At 66.3% G+C, this 17,259-nt stretch carries 12 protein-coding genes; 6 read left to right on the top strand and 6 right to left on the bottom strand.

All coding sequences use genetic code 11. The features are described from left to right. The first annotated feature begins 39 nt into the window (after positions 1-39). The 3 genes from LSQ66_RS07780 to LSQ66_RS07770 are packed head-to-tail and all read left to right on the top strand — an operon-like array spanning position 40 to position 6,047. Entirely contained in the window at positions 40-4,530 is a 4,491-nt protein-coding gene (locus tag LSQ66_RS07780; RefSeq protein WP_231769219.1) for a PAS domain-containing protein, read from the top strand. After that, entirely contained in the window at positions 4,527-5,450 is a 924-nt protein-coding gene (locus tag LSQ66_RS07775) for a diguanylate cyclase domain-containing protein (protein ID WP_231769218.1), read from the top strand. Before LSQ66_RS07780 ends, LSQ66_RS07775 begins: the two co-directional genes overlap by 4 nt. 24 nt (positions 5,451-5,474) lie before the next feature. Continuing rightward, a complete protein-coding gene (locus tag LSQ66_RS07770; protein WP_231769217.1) occupies positions 5,475-6,047 on the top strand; it encodes a hypothetical protein in 573 nt (190 codons plus the stop codon). A 3-nt stretch (positions 6,048-6,050) separates the two neighbouring features. Here LSQ66_RS07770 and LSQ66_RS07765 read toward each other — a convergent pair whose 3' ends face one another. Genes LSQ66_RS07765 through LSQ66_RS07755 form a run of 3 tightly spaced genes read right to left on the bottom strand, consistent with a single transcriptional unit; the run spans position 6,051 to position 8,840 of the window. Next, positions 6,051-6,512 (bottom strand): MaoC family dehydratase, encoded by a 462-nt coding sequence (locus LSQ66_RS07765; protein ID WP_231769216.1) that lies wholly within the window; start codon positions 6,510-6,512, stop codon positions 6,051-6,053. Then, entirely contained in the window at positions 6,509-7,639 is a 1,131-nt protein-coding gene (locus LSQ66_RS07760) for an acyl-CoA dehydrogenase family protein (protein ID WP_231769215.1), read from the bottom strand. Before LSQ66_RS07760 ends, LSQ66_RS07765 begins: the two co-directional genes overlap by 4 nt. Before the next feature lie 10 nt (positions 7,640-7,649). Next, positions 7,650-8,840, bottom strand: coding sequence for an acyl-CoA dehydrogenase family protein (locus LSQ66_RS07755; protein ID WP_231769214.1), 1,191 nt, complete (start codon positions 8,838-8,840; stop codon positions 7,650-7,652). A gap of 198 nt (positions 8,841-9,038) precedes the next feature. Here LSQ66_RS07755 and LSQ66_RS07750 point away from each other — a divergent pair, with 198 nt between their 5' ends. Further along, positions 9,039-9,905, top strand: coding sequence for a head GIN domain-containing protein (locus LSQ66_RS07750; RefSeq protein ID WP_231769213.1), 867 nt, complete (start codon positions 9,039-9,041; stop codon positions 9,903-9,905). Between the two features lie 3 nt (positions 9,906-9,908). Here the strand turns inward: LSQ66_RS07750 and LSQ66_RS07745 are convergent, their stop codons facing one another. From LSQ66_RS07745 to LSQ66_RS07735, 3 genes are all read right to left on the bottom strand, one after another. Next, positions 9,909-12,044 (bottom strand): NHL repeat-containing protein, encoded by a 2,136-nt coding sequence (locus LSQ66_RS07745; RefSeq protein ID WP_231769212.1) that lies wholly within the window; start codon positions 12,042-12,044, stop codon positions 9,909-9,911. A 285-nt stretch (positions 12,045-12,329) separates the two neighbouring features. Further along, positions 12,330-14,570, bottom strand: a complete 2,241-nt coding sequence (locus tag LSQ66_RS07740; protein WP_231769211.1) for a carboxy terminal-processing peptidase — start codon at positions 14,568-14,570, stop codon at positions 12,330-12,332. 109 nt (positions 14,571-14,679) lie between these two features. Continuing rightward, positions 14,680-15,207 carry a hypothetical protein gene (locus LSQ66_RS07735; RefSeq protein WP_231769210.1) on the bottom strand — a complete coding sequence of 176 codons (528 nt, stop codon included), beginning with the start codon at positions 15,205-15,207 and terminating at the stop codon, positions 14,680-14,682. 91 nt (positions 15,208-15,298) lie between these two features. Here LSQ66_RS07735 and pdxR point away from each other — a divergent pair, with 91 nt between their 5' ends. Both pdxR and LSQ66_RS07725 read left to right on the top strand, forming a co-directional pair. Next, the gene (gene pdxR / locus LSQ66_RS07730; protein WP_231769209.1) at positions 15,299-16,735 is read left to right on the top strand and encodes a MocR-like pyridoxine biosynthesis transcription factor PdxR; all 1,437 of its coding nucleotides are present in this window, start codon (positions 15,299-15,301) and stop codon (positions 16,733-16,735) included. A gap of 80 nt (positions 16,736-16,815) precedes the next feature. Continuing rightward, a complete protein-coding gene (locus LSQ66_RS07725; RefSeq protein ID WP_231769208.1) occupies positions 16,816-17,256 on the top strand; it encodes a carboxymuconolactone decarboxylase family protein in 441 nt (146 codons plus the stop codon). Positions 17,257-17,259 lie beyond the last annotated feature (3 nt).

The following is a 17,259-nucleotide window of genomic DNA, read 5'->3' as shown; positions in this document are numbered from 1 at the left end:
TGGGCTATCATGGCCCGGCATTCACTTTCGGAGCAAGACGTGCACGAGAAGGCCTGGGACCCCTTACCGTCGATCCGGTCGCAGATCGCCTTGCTCGTGCTGGCCTGCGCCCTGCCCGCCCTGTTCGGCCTGGGCCTGCTGATCCTGCACTTCTACCATCTCGAACACAACCAGGCCAGCGCCGAGGCCCAGCGCATGGCGCGCACCCTTGCCGCCGCCGTGGAACGCGACCTGCGCATCGGGAAAGCCATTGCCCAAACCCTCGCCAGTTCGCCCAGCCTGAAACAGGGCGACTTCGCCGCCTTCCGCGCCCAGGCTGCCGACCAGATGGACGCCGATTTTCCCGGCTACCAGATCGCCCTGCACGCGCCGGATGGCCAGCAGCTGGCCAACCCCTCCATTGCCGAGGGACAGCCCTTGCCCCATCCCGCCAACGCGGCCCGGCTGAAGCTGGCCCTGGAGGGCGGAAAGCCGCGCCTGTCCGACCTGTTCGTCGGCTCGCTTTCCCACCAGCCCCTGTTCGCCATCGACGTGCCCGTCATCCTGGACGGCAAACCCGCCTATGTCGTCAGCGTGCTGTTCCAGCCTGCAGCGCTGCGCCGCCTGCTGGCCGACCTGGAACTGCCGCAGCAGATCTCCGTGACGCTGCTCGATGCCAGCGGCAAGGTGGTCGCCAGCAGCGGCACGCTGGCGCCGGGGGGCGCCGCCGACGGCGCCCTGCTGGACTTTATCGGCGACACCGAACAAGGCAAAGGAGGCGCCATCACCCTGGATGGCGTGCGCATGGTGGGCAGCTACCGCAAGGCCCCGGACAGCGGCTGGACCGTCGTCGTAGCGGTTCCCGAGAGCACCGTGATCGGCGGCCTGCGCAAGTTCGCCTCCCTCATTTCGGCGGGCATCCTCGTGCTGCTGGGCGTGGGCTTCCTGTTGGCCTGGTCGGTGGGCGGCAGCATCGGCCGTTCGGTGCGCGCCCTGAGCGGTCCCGCCCGGGCGCTGGCGGCGGGAACGCCCCTGAAGCTGGAGGAAATGACCTTCCGCGAAGCGCGCGAAGTGGGGGAGGCGCTGCTGCAGGTGGAGGTGGACATCATGCGCCATCGCCACGAACTGGAGGCCCTGGTGGCCGAGCGCACCGCGCAGCTGGCGGATTCCAAGGCCCTGCTGGAAAACGTGTACGCCACGGCGCCCGTCGGCCTGAGCTTCGTCGATCCGGACCTGAAGGTGGTGATGATCAACGAATACCTGGCCGCCGTGAACGCGGCGCCGGTCAGCGCCCACATCGGCCGCAGTTTCGGCGAGCTGATTCAGGACGACAAGGTGCGCCACGACGTGCGCCTGGCCTACGAGCAGGTGCTGAAGACCGGCCAGCCCATCGCCAATATCGAATTGAGCGGCACCTCTCCCGCCTGGCCGGGCCGCGTCAACCACTACATCACCGGCTACTATCCCGTGTTCACCGATGGCAGGCTGGTCGGCATCACGGGCCTGCTGCTGGACGTCACGGCACAGAAGCAGACGGAGGCCGCGCTGCGCCAGTCGCGCCAGCTGTTCCGCTCCGTGGTCGAGAACATGCCTGCCCTGATCTTCGTGAAGCGCGCCGGCGACCTGCGCTACGAGATGGTGAACCGCGAGTTCGAACGGGTGCTGGGCCGTCCGCGCGGCGACATGCTGGGAATGGCGGATACGGAACTCTTCCCCCCGGCAGAAGCGGAACGCTTCACCGCGGGCGACCGCCAGGCGGAAGCCTCCCATGAAACCATCGAGCTGCAGGACGAGGAGCTGACCAGCGCCGACCGCGTCGTGCATATCCTTACCACCCGCAAGGTGGCCCTGCGCGACGAAAGCGGGGCGCCCACCCACATCCTTGGGATGGCCATCGATATCACCGAGCGCAAGCGGGCAGACGAGGCACTGCGCCAGACTTCGCTGCAGCTGGCCCGCAGCAATACCTTCCTGCGCACGGTCACGGACAACCTGCCCGGCATGGTGGCCTACTGGGACAAGGACCTGGTCTGCCGCTTCGCCAACAAGTTCTTCCTCAACTGGCTCGGCAGGCCGCTGGAGGACACGGTAGGCATGCATGCCAGCCAGCTGATCGACCCGGCACGCCTGAACCATCTCATGCCCCGGATCGAGGGTGTGCAGGCGGGCAGGCCGCAGAATTTCGCGCGCGAGGTGCAGCTGGCGGGCGGCGAAACGCTATATCTGTGGATCAACTATCTACCGGACCTCGACGAGAACGGCGCCCTGCGCGGCTGCTACATGCTGGCTTCGGACGTGACGGAACTCAAACGCAGCGAACTGCGCGTACACGAAACGAACGAGGCGCTGGTGCGGGCGCGCGACCGGGCGGAAGCGGCCAGCCGCGCGAAAAGCGAGTTCGTGGCCAATATGAGCCACGAGATACGCACGCCGATGAACGTCATCATCGGCCTCGCGCGCCTGCTGGAGGAAGCGCCGCTGGAGCGGCGCGAGCGCAGCTACCTCACCAAGATCCAGCTGGCCACCCAGTCCCTCCTGGGCCTGGTCAACGACGTGCTGGACTTCTCCCGCATCGAAGCCGGCCAGCTCACGCTGGAGCATGCCGCCTTCAAGCTGGATCATATTCTCGCCAGCGCCGCCGTGCTGACGGCCGATGCGGCATGGGAGAAAGGGCTGGAACCGGTGTTCGACGTCGACCCTGCCCTCCCCGCGGAACTCGAAGGCGATGCCATGCGGCTGCAGCAGATCCTCATCAACCTCCTGGGCAATGCGGTCAAATTCACCGAACAGGGCGAGGTGGTGCTCACGGTGCGCAGGCTGCGCGAGGAAAGCGGCTGCATCTGGCTCGGCTTCACGGTACGCGACACCGGCATCGGCATCACCCCCGAGCAGCAGGAACATATGTTCGAGGCTTTCTCGCAGGGCGACACCAGCACCAGCCGCCGCTACGGCGGCGCGGGCCTGGGCCTCTCCATCAGCAAGCGCCTGACGGACCTGATGGGCGGCGAGATCACGGTCCACAGCCAGCCGGGCGTGGGCTCCAGCTTCCACCTCGCGGTGCCGCTGGCCCTGGGCGCGCAGGAGGACAGCGCCGCCGCAGAGAGCCTGCAGGGCCTGCGGGTGCTGATCGTGGACGACAATGCCAGCGCGCGCCAGGCGCTGGCCGGGGCGGGCCGCGCCTGGAACTGGCAGCTGCGTATGGCAGCGAGCGGCGCCGAAGCGCTTGGCATGCTGCGCCAGCTGGAAAACGAAGGCCAGCGGCTCGACCTGCTGCTGATCGACAGCGCCATGCCGGAACTGGACGGCGTCAGCATGCTGACGCAGGCCCGCAGCGAGGCGCGCCTGCCCTTCCCGCCCGCCATCGTCATGGCCTCCGAAACCGCAGCGGAAGACCTGCTCCAGCTGGCGGAGGGTCTGGAGATCGCCGCGGTCCTGGCCAAGCCCTGGACGCCGTCGCGCCTGGCCCAGATCGTCCTCCGCGCCCTCAGCGGCAGCGGCCAGCCAGGCGAGGCGCCGGTATCCACCCAGCTCTCCGGCCGCCTGCCCGGCCTGCGCGTGCTGCTGGTGGAAGACAACGAGATCAACCAGGAAATGGCGCGCTATATCCTGCTCCACTCGGGCGCCCGCGTCGAGATCGCGGAGAACGGCCAGATGGCCGTCGACATGCTGCGCGAGCACCCCGCGCGCTGCGACGTGGTGCTGATGGACCTGCAGATGCCCGTCATGAACGGCTTCGAAGCCACGGCCGCCATCCGGGCCATGGGCCTGACGGCGTTGCCCATCGCCGCCATGACGGCCAATGCGATGGAAGAAGACCGGGAGCGCGCCATGGCGGCAGGCGTGGATGCCCATCTGGCAAAGCCGATCGATGTCGAGGAGCTGATCGCCGTGCTGGTGAAGCTGGTGCCATCGCTGGCGCAGGACTCCGCCCAGCAGGCGCAAAGCCAGGCGCCGGAACGCCCGGAACGGGTGCCCGGCATCGAACTGGAAACCGCCCTGAACCGCATGGCGGGCAACTATCCAGCCTTCGTGGGCCTGCTCAAGCGCTTCGAGAACTCCCAGGGCGGCGCCGTGAGCGAGGTGCGCGAATGCCTGGCATGCCACGACCGGGGGCAGGCGGTGATCACCCTGCACCGCCTGCGCGGCGTGGCCGCCAACCTGGGGGCGATGGAGGTCGCCGGGCTGGCAGCGCGCGCCGAAGCGGCCATCGGGGAACACGACGAAGCGGCCCTGGCATCCCTGCTCAAGGCCCTGGACCAGGCTATTGCCGTGGTGACGGAAGGCGCCCGCGCCCTGCCCCTGCCGCTGCAGCGCGCGGGCGAGGCGGAGCCGGCCCAGCGCGCCAATCTGGTGCAATCTCTGCAAGAACTGGTATCCTTACTTGCAAATAACAACCTGAAGGCGCTGTCCCATTTCCAGTCCCTGCGCCCGGCGCTGGAGGAAGAAGGGGGCGGCGCCCTGCCCGCCCTGGCGCGTGCCATCGAGACCCTGGATTTCCCGGCCGCGGCACAGCAGGTCAACGAGCTGCTAAAACGGATGATGACTGAATGAGCTGGACCGACCTGGCCGCCAATGGCCGTATCCTGATCGTCGACGACGCAATGGAGAACATCCAGATCCTGCACCATGTGCTGGGCGACGAACACGACGTGCTGTTCGCGCTGGATGGCGTCAAGGCGCTGGAGCTGGCGCGCAACCAGCGCCCGGACCTCATCCTTCTCGATGCCGTGATGCCCGGCATGGACGGCTTCGAAGTATGCGCCGCCCTGCGCGCCTCGGCCGAACTGAGCTCGATACCGGTCATCTTCGTGACCGCGCTCTCCAATCCCGAAGACGAAACGCGCGCCCTCGAAGCGGGCGCCATGGACTTCATTTCCAAGCCCTTCAACGTGGCCGTGGTGAAGGCGAGGGTACGCACCCAGCTCACCCTCAAGCGCCAGGCCGACGCCATGCGCGAGCTGAGTCTTACCGACTCCCTGACCGGCGTTTCGAACCGGCGCAGCTTCAGCGACACCCTGGACAGCGAGTGGCGCAGCTGCATGCGCGCCGGCACGCCCCTGTCCCTGGTCCTGATCGATATCGACCACTTCAAGCTGTATAACGACAGCTACGGCCACCAGGCAGGCGACTCCTGCCTGCAGCAGGTGGCGGCCGCCATGCAGCGCTGCGCCCAGCGCCCGCACGACATGCTGGCCCGCTACGGCGGCGAAGAATTCGCCCTGCTGCTGCCCCAGGTCGACGCCTCGGGAGCCGAAACCGTGGCCAGGCGGCTGCTGGAGGAAGTGGCAACGCTGGCCCTCCCGCACCGCAACTCGCCCACCAGCGACCATGTCACCATCAGCATGGGTGTGGTCTGCATGCAGCCGGGCGCAGACAACACGTCCGCGCAGCTGGTGCGCGCGGCCGATACGCTGCTTTACGAAGCCAAGGAAAGCGGCCGTAACCGCTACCGCATTGCGAGCTATGGATAGCCCGCAACCCATCAGGAGTTTTGAATGAAATCGATTTTCCTTGCGGCCAGCCTGGCCGCCAGCGCTACGGTGTGGGCCGCGCCCGCGGAGCCTGTGCAGACGCGCAATGTGCCAGTGAACCAGTTCATGCAAGGCCGGCTGCCGGTGCAGATTCCGCTGAACGTTCCGGTGCCGGTGGAGTACGCGCAGGCCAAGGTGAAACGGATTGGCTATTCCTACTGGATGCGGCCGGAAGACGCCGCCACCGCTACCGCCGAAAAGCTGCCGAGCCGGAACGGCTACATGTACGGCTCAACCGCCACCAACGTCACCTACGACGCGCGCCACCGCGTGTTCTACGGCATCGACGACCCGGGCTCGCTGAACAAGCTGAAAGGCTCCGCCACCAACATCCAGGTCAAGCAGTTCAAGGACGGGAAGAATCCCGCAGTGCTGCTCTCCATGATCAGCGGCACCACAGGCCAGCCAGCCTACTTCATGTACATGGCGACAGGCGTGAAGAACGAAGTCTTCTTCCTCTCCTTCCGCGCCCCCGACGGCCGCAAGGACATCGGCGATGCCGTGTGGACCAGGCTGGCGGCGAACATTCCCAACTAGCGGCTAGGGATAGCCGCGCATGACGAATTCGGCGACGCAGACTGGCTTGCCGCCGTCTGCCGACTCCATCGTCACCATCCACACAACCTGAGCGCCGCCCTCCACTTCGCTGAAGGCGAGCACGGCGAGCCTGCCGCGCACGCGGCTGCCCGCCAGCAGCGGCGCGGGGAAGCGCACCTTGTTCAGGCCATAATTCAGCACCATTTTCACGTTCTCGAACTTCAGGGCGTTCTGCAGCATGGCAGGCAGCAGCGCGAGCGTGAGGAAGCCGTGGGCCACGGTGCCGCCGAACGGCGATTCCTGAGCCGCCCGCTCTTCGTCCACATGAATCCATTGGTGATCGTCCGTCGCGTCGGCGAAGCTGTCGATGCGCGTCTGGGGCACCTCGATCCAGCCGGACATGGCCACTTCCTGCCCCGCCAGCGCGGCCAGTTCTGTCAATCCTGAAATGGTGCGTTTGTTCATGCGGCCTCGCGGAAGCCTGGCTGCGCGGCGAAGCGCTCCAGATGGTGCTGGGCGTCGCCCAGGGTCAGCCCGATCATGGTCAGGCGCTTGAAGTGGTGGGCGGCGGCCAGTTCGTCCGTGACGCCCATGCCGCCGTGTAGCTGCACCGCCTGCTGGCCGATGAAGGTGGCGGCTTGCCCCACGCGCGCCTTCGCGGCGGAGACCACGCGGCGGCGCTCTTCTGCATCCGGCGAGGCGACCTTCGCCGCGGCGAGCATGGCCATCGAGCGCGCCTGTTCCAGGTGGATGAACATGTCCGCCATGCGGTGCTGCAAGGCCTGGAAGCTGCCGATGGGCGTTCCGAACTGCTTGCGCGTCTTCAGGTATTCGAGGGTGGCGGCGAAGAGCGCGTCCATGGCGCCGACGGCTTCGGCGCACAGCAGCGTGGCGCCATAGTCCGCGCCCGCTTCCAGCAAAGGCCAGCCCTGGCCTTCGCTTCCAAGCAGCGTTGCAGGCGCGTGGTCGAAGGTGATGCTGGCCACACGCTGTCCGTCCAGGGTGCGGCAATCCTTGATGACGAGCCCCGAGGTGTCGGCATCGACCAGGAAGAGCGAGATGCCGTCAGTATCATGCTGATCGCCGCCCGTGCGCGCCGAGACAATCAGGGCGCCTGCCTGGGCGCCATGAATGACTGCGCTCTTCATGCCGCTCAGGGCGAAATCCTTGCCGCTGCCGGTGGCGCGTACCACGATATCGTTCAGCGCATGGCGCGCATGCGGTTCGTTGAGCGCACAGGCCAGTTTCAGCCCGCCCGCCGCCACTTTCTCCAGCAGTTCCTCCTGCCCTCCCGCCAGCGCCAGGAAGTGCGCGCCCAGCACCGTGGCAAAGTATGGTTCCACTACGAGGCCGCGCCCCAGTTCCTGCATCACCACCAGCATGTCCACCGCCGAGCCGTTGAAACCGCCCTGGGCTTCCGGCACCGGTAAGGCCGTCATGCCCAAGTCCACGAGGGTCTGCCAGGCCTGTTCGGATACGCCTGCGCCGGAATGGACGATCTTGCGGCGTGCTTCGAAGCTGTAGTCCTTGTCGATCCAGCGGCGCAGGGCGTCGGCGAACTGCTGCTGTTCTTCCTTGAAGTCAAAGTCCATGCTGCTCCCCTTACAGGCCCAGGATCATCTGGGCGATGATGTTCTTCTGGATTTCGTTCGATCCGCCGTAGATGGAGGTCTTGCGGAGGTTGAAGTAATAAGCCGCGAGCGGGGCCGCTTCCGCGTCTCCGCCCGCCGCGTGCTCGCTCTCGCCTTCCAGGTAGGCCGGATCGAAAGGCAGCGCTGCCGGGCCGAGGGCTTCGACCATCAATTCCGCAAGCATCTGCTGGATCTCGGAGCCGCGCACCTTGAGTACGGAGGCCTGCGGGCCGGGCGCCTGATGCTCCTGCGCGATGGTGCGCAGCACCGTGACCTCCAGCGCCATCAACTCGATCTCGATGTTCGCCACCTTGGCCGCGAAGGCCGGATCGTCGAGCAGGGGCTTGCCGTCCTTCTGCTGGCGCAGGGCGAGCCTCTTCAGGAACAGAAGCTCGCGCTTGGAGCGGCCCACCGCGGCGATGCCCGTACGCTCGTGGCCCAGCAGGTATTTGGCGTAGGTCCAGCCCTTGTTTTCCTGGCCGATCAGGTTCTGCACCGGCACCTTCACGTTGTCGAAGAACACCTCGTTCACCTCATGCTCTTCGTCGAGCATGATGATTGGCCTCACCGTGACGCCCGGGGATTTCATGTCGATCAGCAGGAAGGAGATGCCCTCCTGCTTGCGCACCGAAGGGTCGGTGCGCACCAGGCAGAAGATCATGTCCGCATGCTGGCCGAGCGTTGTCCAGGTCTTTTGGCCGTTGACGATATAGTGTTCGCCGTCGCGCACGGCGGTGGTCTTGAGCGAGGCAAGGTCGGAGCCGGAGCCGGGCTCGGAATAGCCCTGGCACCACCAGTCGTCGCAGTTCAGGATGCGCGGCAGGTAGTGCGCTTTCTGCGCCTCGTTCCCGAAAGCCATGATGACCGGCGCCACCATATTGACGCCGAAAGGCAAGATGGGCGGCGTGCCCGCGCGGGCGCATTCGTCCTCCCAGATGTGGCGCTGCACGGCGTTCCATCCCGGCCCGCCGTATTCGGCCGGCCACGCGGGCGCGGCCCAGCCCTGCTTCGCCACGATCTTGTGCCAGCGCACGTAATCCTCTTTCGCCAGGCGGAGGTGCCCGCGCACCTTTTCCTGCAGGTCCGCGGGCAGATTCTCCGCGAGGAAGGTCCGCACCTGCGCGCGGAAGGCTTCATCCTCGGCCGAATAGTTCAGGTCCATATTCTCTCCTTGGCTCGCCGCCTCAAAAAAGCACGATCGTTCCAAACGATTGTACCGCAGAACGTTCCGGGACAAATGCGATTTGCGCAGGAAAGCGCAGCTCATCCTGCGAAAACAACCGTTCGTCGCACGCCGCATGTGCGCGGCGGGGTGCATGCTTATCATTCCAGCATCGAACAACCAATAACAAGGGATATCATGCGCCTCTCTCACATTTCCGCTGCTGTATTGGCCCTCGCCCTGGGCGGCTGCGTCATCGTCGTGCCGGAGAACGGCAAGACCTACAGCTGGTCTTCCTCCGCCGTTCAGGGTAACGGCAGCATGGGCAGCGAAACCCGCATCGCCGCGGGCACCACCGGCCTGGAAGTGGAAAGCCGCCGCCGGATCGACATGGATGTGGAGGTTCAGGTGGGCCCCGTGGCCTCCCTGCAGATTGAAGGCGACAGCAACCTGCTGCCGCTGGTACGCACCGAAGTCTCGGGGGGGAACATGCGCATTGTGGTGGACCAGGAGCTGCGCAGCGCCCAGCCCCTGCGCGTGCGCTACACCACGCCGCGGCTGACGAAGCTGGAGACCAGCGGCATTTCGCGCGCCACGGTCAATGGCCTGAATGGCGGCCCCCTGAGCGTGGAGCACAACGGCTCCGGGCGCACGGAATTGCGCGGCCGCGTCGACCAGCTGGATGCGCGCAACAACGGCTCCGGCAGCCTGGTGGCGGATGCGCTGGACGCTGGCACCACCCGCCTCGCCCTGCATGGCTCCGGCCGCATCAGCCTGGGGAATGTGCATGGCGAGCAGCTGATGGCGCGCGTCCATGGCTCCGGCAATCTCAGCGCCGCCGGCGAGGTGCGCAACCTGGACGTGAGCGTGAACGGCTCCGGCGATGCACGCCTCTCCGGCCTGCGCAGCGAGCGCGCCGACCTGACCACCAACGGCTCGGGCGATATCGTGGTCGCCGTGTCTTCCACGGTGCGCAGCAGCACGAACGGCTCGGGCAAGATCACCGTCTACGGCAACCCTTCCGAACGCTTCGTGACGGGCAAGCGCACGACCTTCGTGCAGTAAGCCCTACTCGATCACGATGGGCAGGTCGCGGCCCTGGGTCGCGACATTGCCCGCAAAGTCGGCGGCGAAGATCCGGAGCGTGTAAGCGCCCGGCTCGATGCCGCCGATATTCCACATGCCAGGCAAGGCCTGGCCTCCCTCCAGCGTGTTGTTGACGGCGTAGGCGAACTGCGTGCTCTTGCTGCCGTAGACCGTAATGCCGCTGCTCGGCGCATACACCAGCTTCACCGCCTCGCGGTTGCGCGGCAGCCGGTCGTAGACCTGGGTGATCACGGGCTGCTCGAAGCCCGGCGCGGGCTTGCCGTCTTCCTTCAGGAGCTGATAGCCCAGGCGGTAGATGCCAAGGCGGCGGCGCGCGAGGTTGTCGTCCATCTGGTCGAAGATGTCGGCGACGATGCTCACCTCCTGCAAAGCGCGCGGCACATGCACCGGCTGGCCGCGCTTGCCGGGCAGCCGTTTCCCCTGCGCGTCGAACAGCACGACGCTGCGCACCGTCGGCGCTATGGTGTCGCGCAGGCCGATGAAGGGAAGCTTGAGCGGATTGATCACGCCACCTGCAGGGAAGTAGTCGAGGTGGACGTGCGCCATGCCGTTGATGGTGCCCAGGGCATCACCCACTTCGAAGCGCGCGCCGCGCTGCACGCGCACGCGGTAAGACTTGTTCTTCTCTCCGCGCAGGAGCTGGAACTGGCTGCCCAGGGGCTTGTCGCGCCCCGCCCGGCCCACGCGCATATGAATGTAGGACATATTACCGATGCTGATGCCTTCGCTCAGCGTGCCGAAGCCCCAGTTGGGCAGGGGGTCGGTGACCTTGGTTGCTTCCACGGCCAACACGGTGTCGCCCACCGGCGCCTGCACGTCCAGCCCTGCATGGAAGTGGTCGCGGTTCTCGCCATCGAAGCTGCCGCGCACTTCGCCCATCAGGCCCACCACTTCATGCGGCGCATCCTGCGGTTTCACGGGCCAGAGCATGGGCGCCTTGCGCTGGGGGATGGGCGCGATGGATGCCTGGGCAGGCGCGGCCTCGCCCTTGCGCGGCGGAGCAAGACGGTGCAGGCGGAAAGCCATGCCGTCGCTGGCGAGCAGGCTGCCGTCCTCCTGCAGGGCGAGGCCGCGCGGCGCAAACAGCTGCACGGTGCCGTCGCTGCCCACGCCTGGCGGACGGTCGGCGTCTTCCAGCGGGTGGTACTGGCCGTCCGGCGTCATGTGCAGGATGCGCCCGCCCGAACCGGTGGAGATGTAGAGATGCCCGTCGCGCGTCAGCGCTAAGGCCGTGGGACGGCGCAGCTTGGGCCTGCGTTCCGCCTCGGGCGGCGCTGCCACAGTGGAGAGCATGCCTGCGCTGTCGACCTTGCGGATCTTGTCGTTGAAGGTGTCGGCGATATACAGCGAGCCGTCCGCCGCCACGGCCAGCGCGGTCGGCGTATCCAGCTGCGCGCTCTTCGCGGGACCATCCGCGTCGCCCGGTTTGCCGTTGCCTGCGTAGGTGGTGACCATTCCCTGCGCATCGATCATGCGGATGCAGTCGTTGTAGGTGTCGGCCACGAAGACATTGCCCTTGCCGTCCACCGCAATGCCGACCGGGCCGTTGAAGCGCGCCTCGGCGCCCTGCCCGTCCGCATAACCTGGCTGGCCGTTGCCCGCCAGGGTGGCGACCGCGCCTTCCGGTGTGACCTTGCGGATGGCGTGGTTGGCCGTGTCGGCCACGTAGAGATTGCCCTGCCTGTCGATGGCGAGGCCGGACGGGGTGTTGAAGGATGCGGCGGCGCCCTGGCCGTCCGCGAAGCCTTCCTTGCCGCCAGCGAGGGTCAATACCTCGCCTTGCGTAGTAATTTTACGAATCCGGTTTGCATCTCCACCGTCGGCGACATAGATAGTGCCCTTCGCATCCGCAACAATGCCATAGGGATCGGACCAGCGGGCCTGCGCTGCGGGGCCGTCCGCCACGCCCTGGACGCCGTCCCCGCTGACGGTGGTGGTGCGGGCGGTCCAGTAGGCGGGCGTCTTGCCGACGGCGCGCTGGATGACCGCCAGGGGAGAACGGCCTGGCAGGCCGGTCTGCTGGCTCATGAAGTACCAGGCTGAGGCGCCCAGCAAGCCTGCGGCCGCCAGGGCCGCAATAGTAAGCTTTCGTTTCAATTGTCTCTTTGCTATCTCAAACCCAGCCGACAGCTTAACCGATCGCGGCCGCCACGGGACAAAAAAAAAGCCCGCTACTGGGTAGCGGGCTGAAGTCTATTTCCTTGGAGGAGAATAGAGGAGACAGGTGCAATTATGCTGCGTCGCGCCATATCGCGCCACTTTATTGTAGTGATACTAGATATAACGCAAGCGTATATGTTGCCGCGGAACAACTACCATCCATGAACGGGTAAAAGAAAAGGGCCTTGCGGCCCTCTCCTACCCTCCTAAGGTTCTGTCGTATTACTTGTCGGCGGCGTACGGCAGCACGCGCGAGGCCAGACGGGTGTCGGTCTTCAGCAGGCCCACTTCGTCGGCCAGGATATGCACGGCTTCGTTCAGCAGCACATCCTTCGCGTTCTTCGCGGCCTTCTCCGCATCCAGCTCGGCGCTCAGGGAGCGCTCGTCCGCCTGCAGGCCGTCGTCGGTGCGGCTGGCGCCTTTCACAGGCGTTGCCTTGGCCGCCGATTTCTGGCTGCTTGGCTTGGCGCTGATCGCCCTGTTCAGCGCATCCTTCGGATCGGGGACAACGATGGGGTCGTCCGGCGAAGGACCGGCGTTCAGGCGCGCTTCGCGCAGCTTGGCGCGGGCTTCCTGGGTGTCGCGATCCTTGCGGCGCGCCGCCTCGTTGAGGGAGACCAGGTTGTCCTTGCGCTGCTTCTTCACGTAGGCGATGTCCTCCACGAGGTACTGGAAGTCCTTGTCCTTGGACACGCGCGCCTCATGCTTCTTGTCCAGCAGGGGCACGATGTCTTTCACCTCGCCCGCCGGGATGTACACGGCAGGCTTCACCACCGTGTACGGCAGCGCGTTGTCGTAGCTCGACTCGCCGAAGTTCTCCGCGTCGGCAATGGACGGCAGCTTGATATCCGGCGTCACGCCGCGCAGCTGGGTGGTGCCGCCGTTGATGCGGAAGAACTGGGCAATGGTCATCTTCAGTTCGCCCAGGCGCGCCTTGTCGTTCTGGCCGAAGCGGTCCAGGCTGATGAGGGTCTGCACGGTGCCCTTGCCGAAGCTCGGCTCGCCGATGATGAGGCCACGGCCGTAATCCTGGATGGCCGCCGCGAAAATCTCGGAGGCGGAAGCCGAACCGCGGTTGATCAGCACACCCACCGGACCATCCCATGCCAGGCCGGCCACGGTGTCGTTCTCCACTTCCACGCGGCCCTCGCCGTTGCGCTGCTGGACCACGGGACCGCGGTCGATGAACAGGCCGGTCAGCTCCACCGCCTCGGTCAGCGAGCCGCCGCCGTTGTTGCGCAGGTCGATCAGGACGTTGTCCACCTTTTCCTTTTTCAGCTCGCCGAGCAGGCGCGCCACGTCGCGGGTCGCGCTCTTGAAGTCCTTGTCGCCGCGGCGGCGGGCTTCGAAGTCCTGGTAGAAGGTGGGCAGCGAAATCACGCCGATGCGGCGCTTCACGGCGCCATCGCGCACTTCCATGATGGACTTCTTGGCCGACTGCTCTTCCATGGTGATCTTCTTGCGCACCATGGATACGCTGAAGGGCTTGGCGTCCGGGCCTGCGTCGGCGCTCAGCACCTGCACGCGCACAGTCGAATCCTTGGCGCCGCGGATCAGGGCCACCACATCGTCGATGCGCCAGCCCAGCACGTCCGTCGGGGCCCCGTTATCGCCCTGGGCCACGGCCACGATCTTGTCGCCCACCTTCAGCTTGCCGGACAATGCGGCCGGGCTGCCGGGAACGATCTCGCGGATCACGGTATATTCGTCGCGCGTCTGCAGCACGGCGCCAATGCCTTCCAGCGACAGGCGCATGGCGATGTCGAAGTTCTCCGAAGCGCGCGGGCCCAGGTAGTTGGTGTGCGGCTCGATCGACATGGCATAGGCGTTCATGAAGTACTGGAACACGTCTTCATTATTCAGCTTGCGCGAACGGGTGACGTAGTTCTCGTAGCGCTTGTCCAGCGTTTCACGGATGGACTTCTCGTCCTTGCCGGCAAGCTTCAGGCGCAGCCAGTCGTTCTTCACGCGCTTGCGCCACAGTTCCTTCACTTCGGCCTCGTTCTTGGCCCAGTCGGCCTTCTCGCGGTCGAACTGGTAGCTCTCGTCCACCGTGAAGTCGAATTTGGTCTTCAGCAGTTCGCGGGCATAGGCCATGCGCTCGTTGAAGCGCTGCTGGTAGAGATTGTAGATGGCGAACGCCGGCTGCAGGTTCTCGCCGGCGATGGCGTCATCGAGCTTGGTCTTGAAGGGAGCAAACTGGTCGACGTCGGCCTGGGTGAAGAACAGCTTGTCCGCATCGAGGGTCTTGAAATAGCGGTCGAAGATCTTCTCCGACATCGCGTCGTCGAGCGGCGTGGCCTTGTAGTGATAACGCGACAGCACGCGCGACGCCCACAGCGCGGCCTGCGTCTGCTGGGCAGCGGGCTTGAGCTGGACGTCTGTTGCCTTGTCGGCCTGGGCGGCGCCCGCGTAGGCGGACAGGATTGCCAGGGACATGGCGGCCAACATTTGCTTCTTCATCGGCATTTGCTCCGAACTGATGAGTGATTGAATACTGCACTGCGCCTTATTCTACCTGATGAAATGGCCCGCGCAGCCAGTCTGTTGCAGCTAGTTTCCCGTAGCTGCCTTAAGGCCACATTAAAACGGCGCCCCATGCCAAAAGGGCAAGCATCAGGACCGGCCAGGACCGGGCGGCGATGCGCCAGTCCACGGCGGATGGCCAGAATGACAGCATCTGGGGCGCCAGCAGGAAAGCCAGGCCCAGGTCGGCGGGTTCGAAGCGCCAGCCGGGAGCGGTCCGCCAGTGGGCGACGGCCAGGGGAATCCCCAGGATAAGCAGGGGCGCCAAGGCCGCCGGGGCGGCGTTATACCAGCGCACCCGGGTCAGGACCACCGATCCCAGCTCCCAGCCCCGCCCCGAACGGCGCGGAATGACCGTGAAGGATGCGGGCCGCGCCCCCGTGAGCAGCCCGGCCAGCAGGTGGGCCAGCTCGTGGCAGATGGTGCCCGCCAGGGTAAAGACGTGGAAAATGGCATAACGCCGGGAGAGATAGCGGATCAGCAGGGCCAGTGCGGCGGAAGGAGCCAAGTAAAGCAGCAGGTCGCGGTGGATGCAGAGCCAGTGCGGCGCGAGGGTGCTGCAGGTGATGGACATTACTCCCTTGCTCCTTGCGGCGAGATTTGCGCCAATCTACCCGCTTTGCCTGCCATGCTCAAGACTTATCGATGAGTTAAGATGCCCGCTCATGGAACTGCACCTCATTATCGAAGGCCGACGCGGGCTGGCGGAACAGGTCTACCGCCAGATCAGCCAGGCCATCCAGAGCGGACGGCTGGCGCACGGCCAGCAGCTGCCGCCCTCCCGCCTGCTGGCCGAACAGCTGGGCATCTCGCGCAAGCCCGTGGAGGAAGCCTACCGGCGGCTCGGCTATGAAAGGCTGGTGCTGGGCCAGGCCGGGCGTGGTTCCTTTGTCAACGCCCCTGCTGCGCAGGCAGGGAAGCCCCCGTCTCCGGCCCTGCTGGCCGCCAATGCGGCGCTGGCGGCGTGGCGCGAGTACGACAACCCCCTGCGCAAGGTGGTGGACGAAGCGCGCGCCCGCTACGACTTCATCGGCGGCAGCCCGGCCGCCCAGCATTTCCCGGAAGACGACTGGCGCCGCGCCGTGAACGCCGCCCTGCGCGCGGAACGCGTCCACCGCAGCCGCTACGCGGACAGCGCGGGCCTGCCCGAGCTGCGCCGCACCATTGCCAGCCATGCGGCCTATTCGCGCGGCGTGGCGGGCGACCCATCCCGCGTCATCGTCACCAATGGCGCGCAGCAGGCGCTGGACCTGCTGGCGCGCGTGCTGCTTGAACCGGGCGCCTGTGTGGCCGTGGAAGACCCCTGCTACCCGGCGGCACGCCAGCTCTTCCGCAGCCACAGGGCGCGGGTGGCTCCGGTGCCGGTGGACGCGGAAGGCATTGTGGTGGAGCGCATTCCTGAGGATGCCCGCCTTGTCTACGTGACCCCGGCCCACCAGTTCCCGCTGGGGATGGCGATGAGCGAGGCGCGCAAGCGCCAGCTGCTCGATCATGCCGCGCGGAGCGGCGCCGTCATCATCGAGGACGACTACGACAGCGAATTCCGCTACGAAGGCCGCCCGGCCGATTCGCTGCAGGGCATGGACCGGGACGGTGTGGTGGTATTCGTGGGGACCCTGTCCAAGGTGCTCATGCCCGAACTGCGCATCGGCTACATGGTGGCGCCCGAGGCGCTGGCCGAGCCGCTTGCCATCGCGCGCAACCTGAGCGACTGGCACGGCCCCACGCTCATCCAGCATGCGGCGGCCCGCTTCATGGAGGACGGCTCGCTTCTGCGGCACATCCGCAAACTGGGCGCCGTGTATGCGGCCCGGCGCGAGGCGCTGCTGGCGGGCTTCGCCGGCCCGCTGGCTCCCTGGTTCGAAACCGTTCCGGCCAGCGCGGGCTTCCACATCACGGCCCTCGCCCGCCGCGAGCTGGACATGCCGCAGCTGATCCGGCTGGCGCGGCGCATGGATGTGGGGCTCTACAGCCTGGAGAAATTCTATGCGGGCGCGGCCGCGCAGCAGGGCCTCGTCATGGGTTACGGCGCCATCGACACGCTGGATATCCCTCCGGCGCTGGAGCGGGTGCGCGCCGTACTGCAGCAGATGGACTCCTGAAAAGGCACGGAATTGGCTACCCGCCGAGCCTGCGCCTTCCGCCACAATGGCCGCCATCTAGCAACCATCGGGAGAACACCATGAGCAAACGTATCGATTTCTACACCGCCTCGCCGGACGCGCTGAAGGCCATGCTCGCCCTGGAGGCGGCGGTGGGGAAACTGGGCATCGACCCGGTCATCATGGAGCTGGTGAAGCTGCGCGCTTCCCAGATCAATGGCTGCGCCTTCTGCGTGGACATGCACACGGCGGACATGCGCAAGGCGGGGGAAACGGAACGGCGCATCGCCGCCGTCTGCGTGTGGCAGGAAGCACCATTCTTCACGCCGCGCGAGCGCGCCGCGCTGGGCTGGACCGAGGCGCTGACGCTGCTCGCCCAGACCCGCGCGCCGGACGAAGCCTACGCCGAACTGGCGGAGCAGTTCAGCCCCAAGGAAATGGTGGACCTGACCCTGGCCATCAACACCATCAACAGCTGGAACCGGCTGTCCGTCGGTTTCCGCAAGCTGCCGCAGGCCTGAGGA

The sequence above is a fragment of the Massilia endophytica genome, from assembly GCF_021165955.1.
Classification (GTDB): Bacteria; Pseudomonadota; Gammaproteobacteria; order Burkholderiales; family Burkholderiaceae_D; genus Rugamonas; species Rugamonas endophytica.
This window is presented reverse-complemented; position numbering and strand designations above follow the sequence as displayed.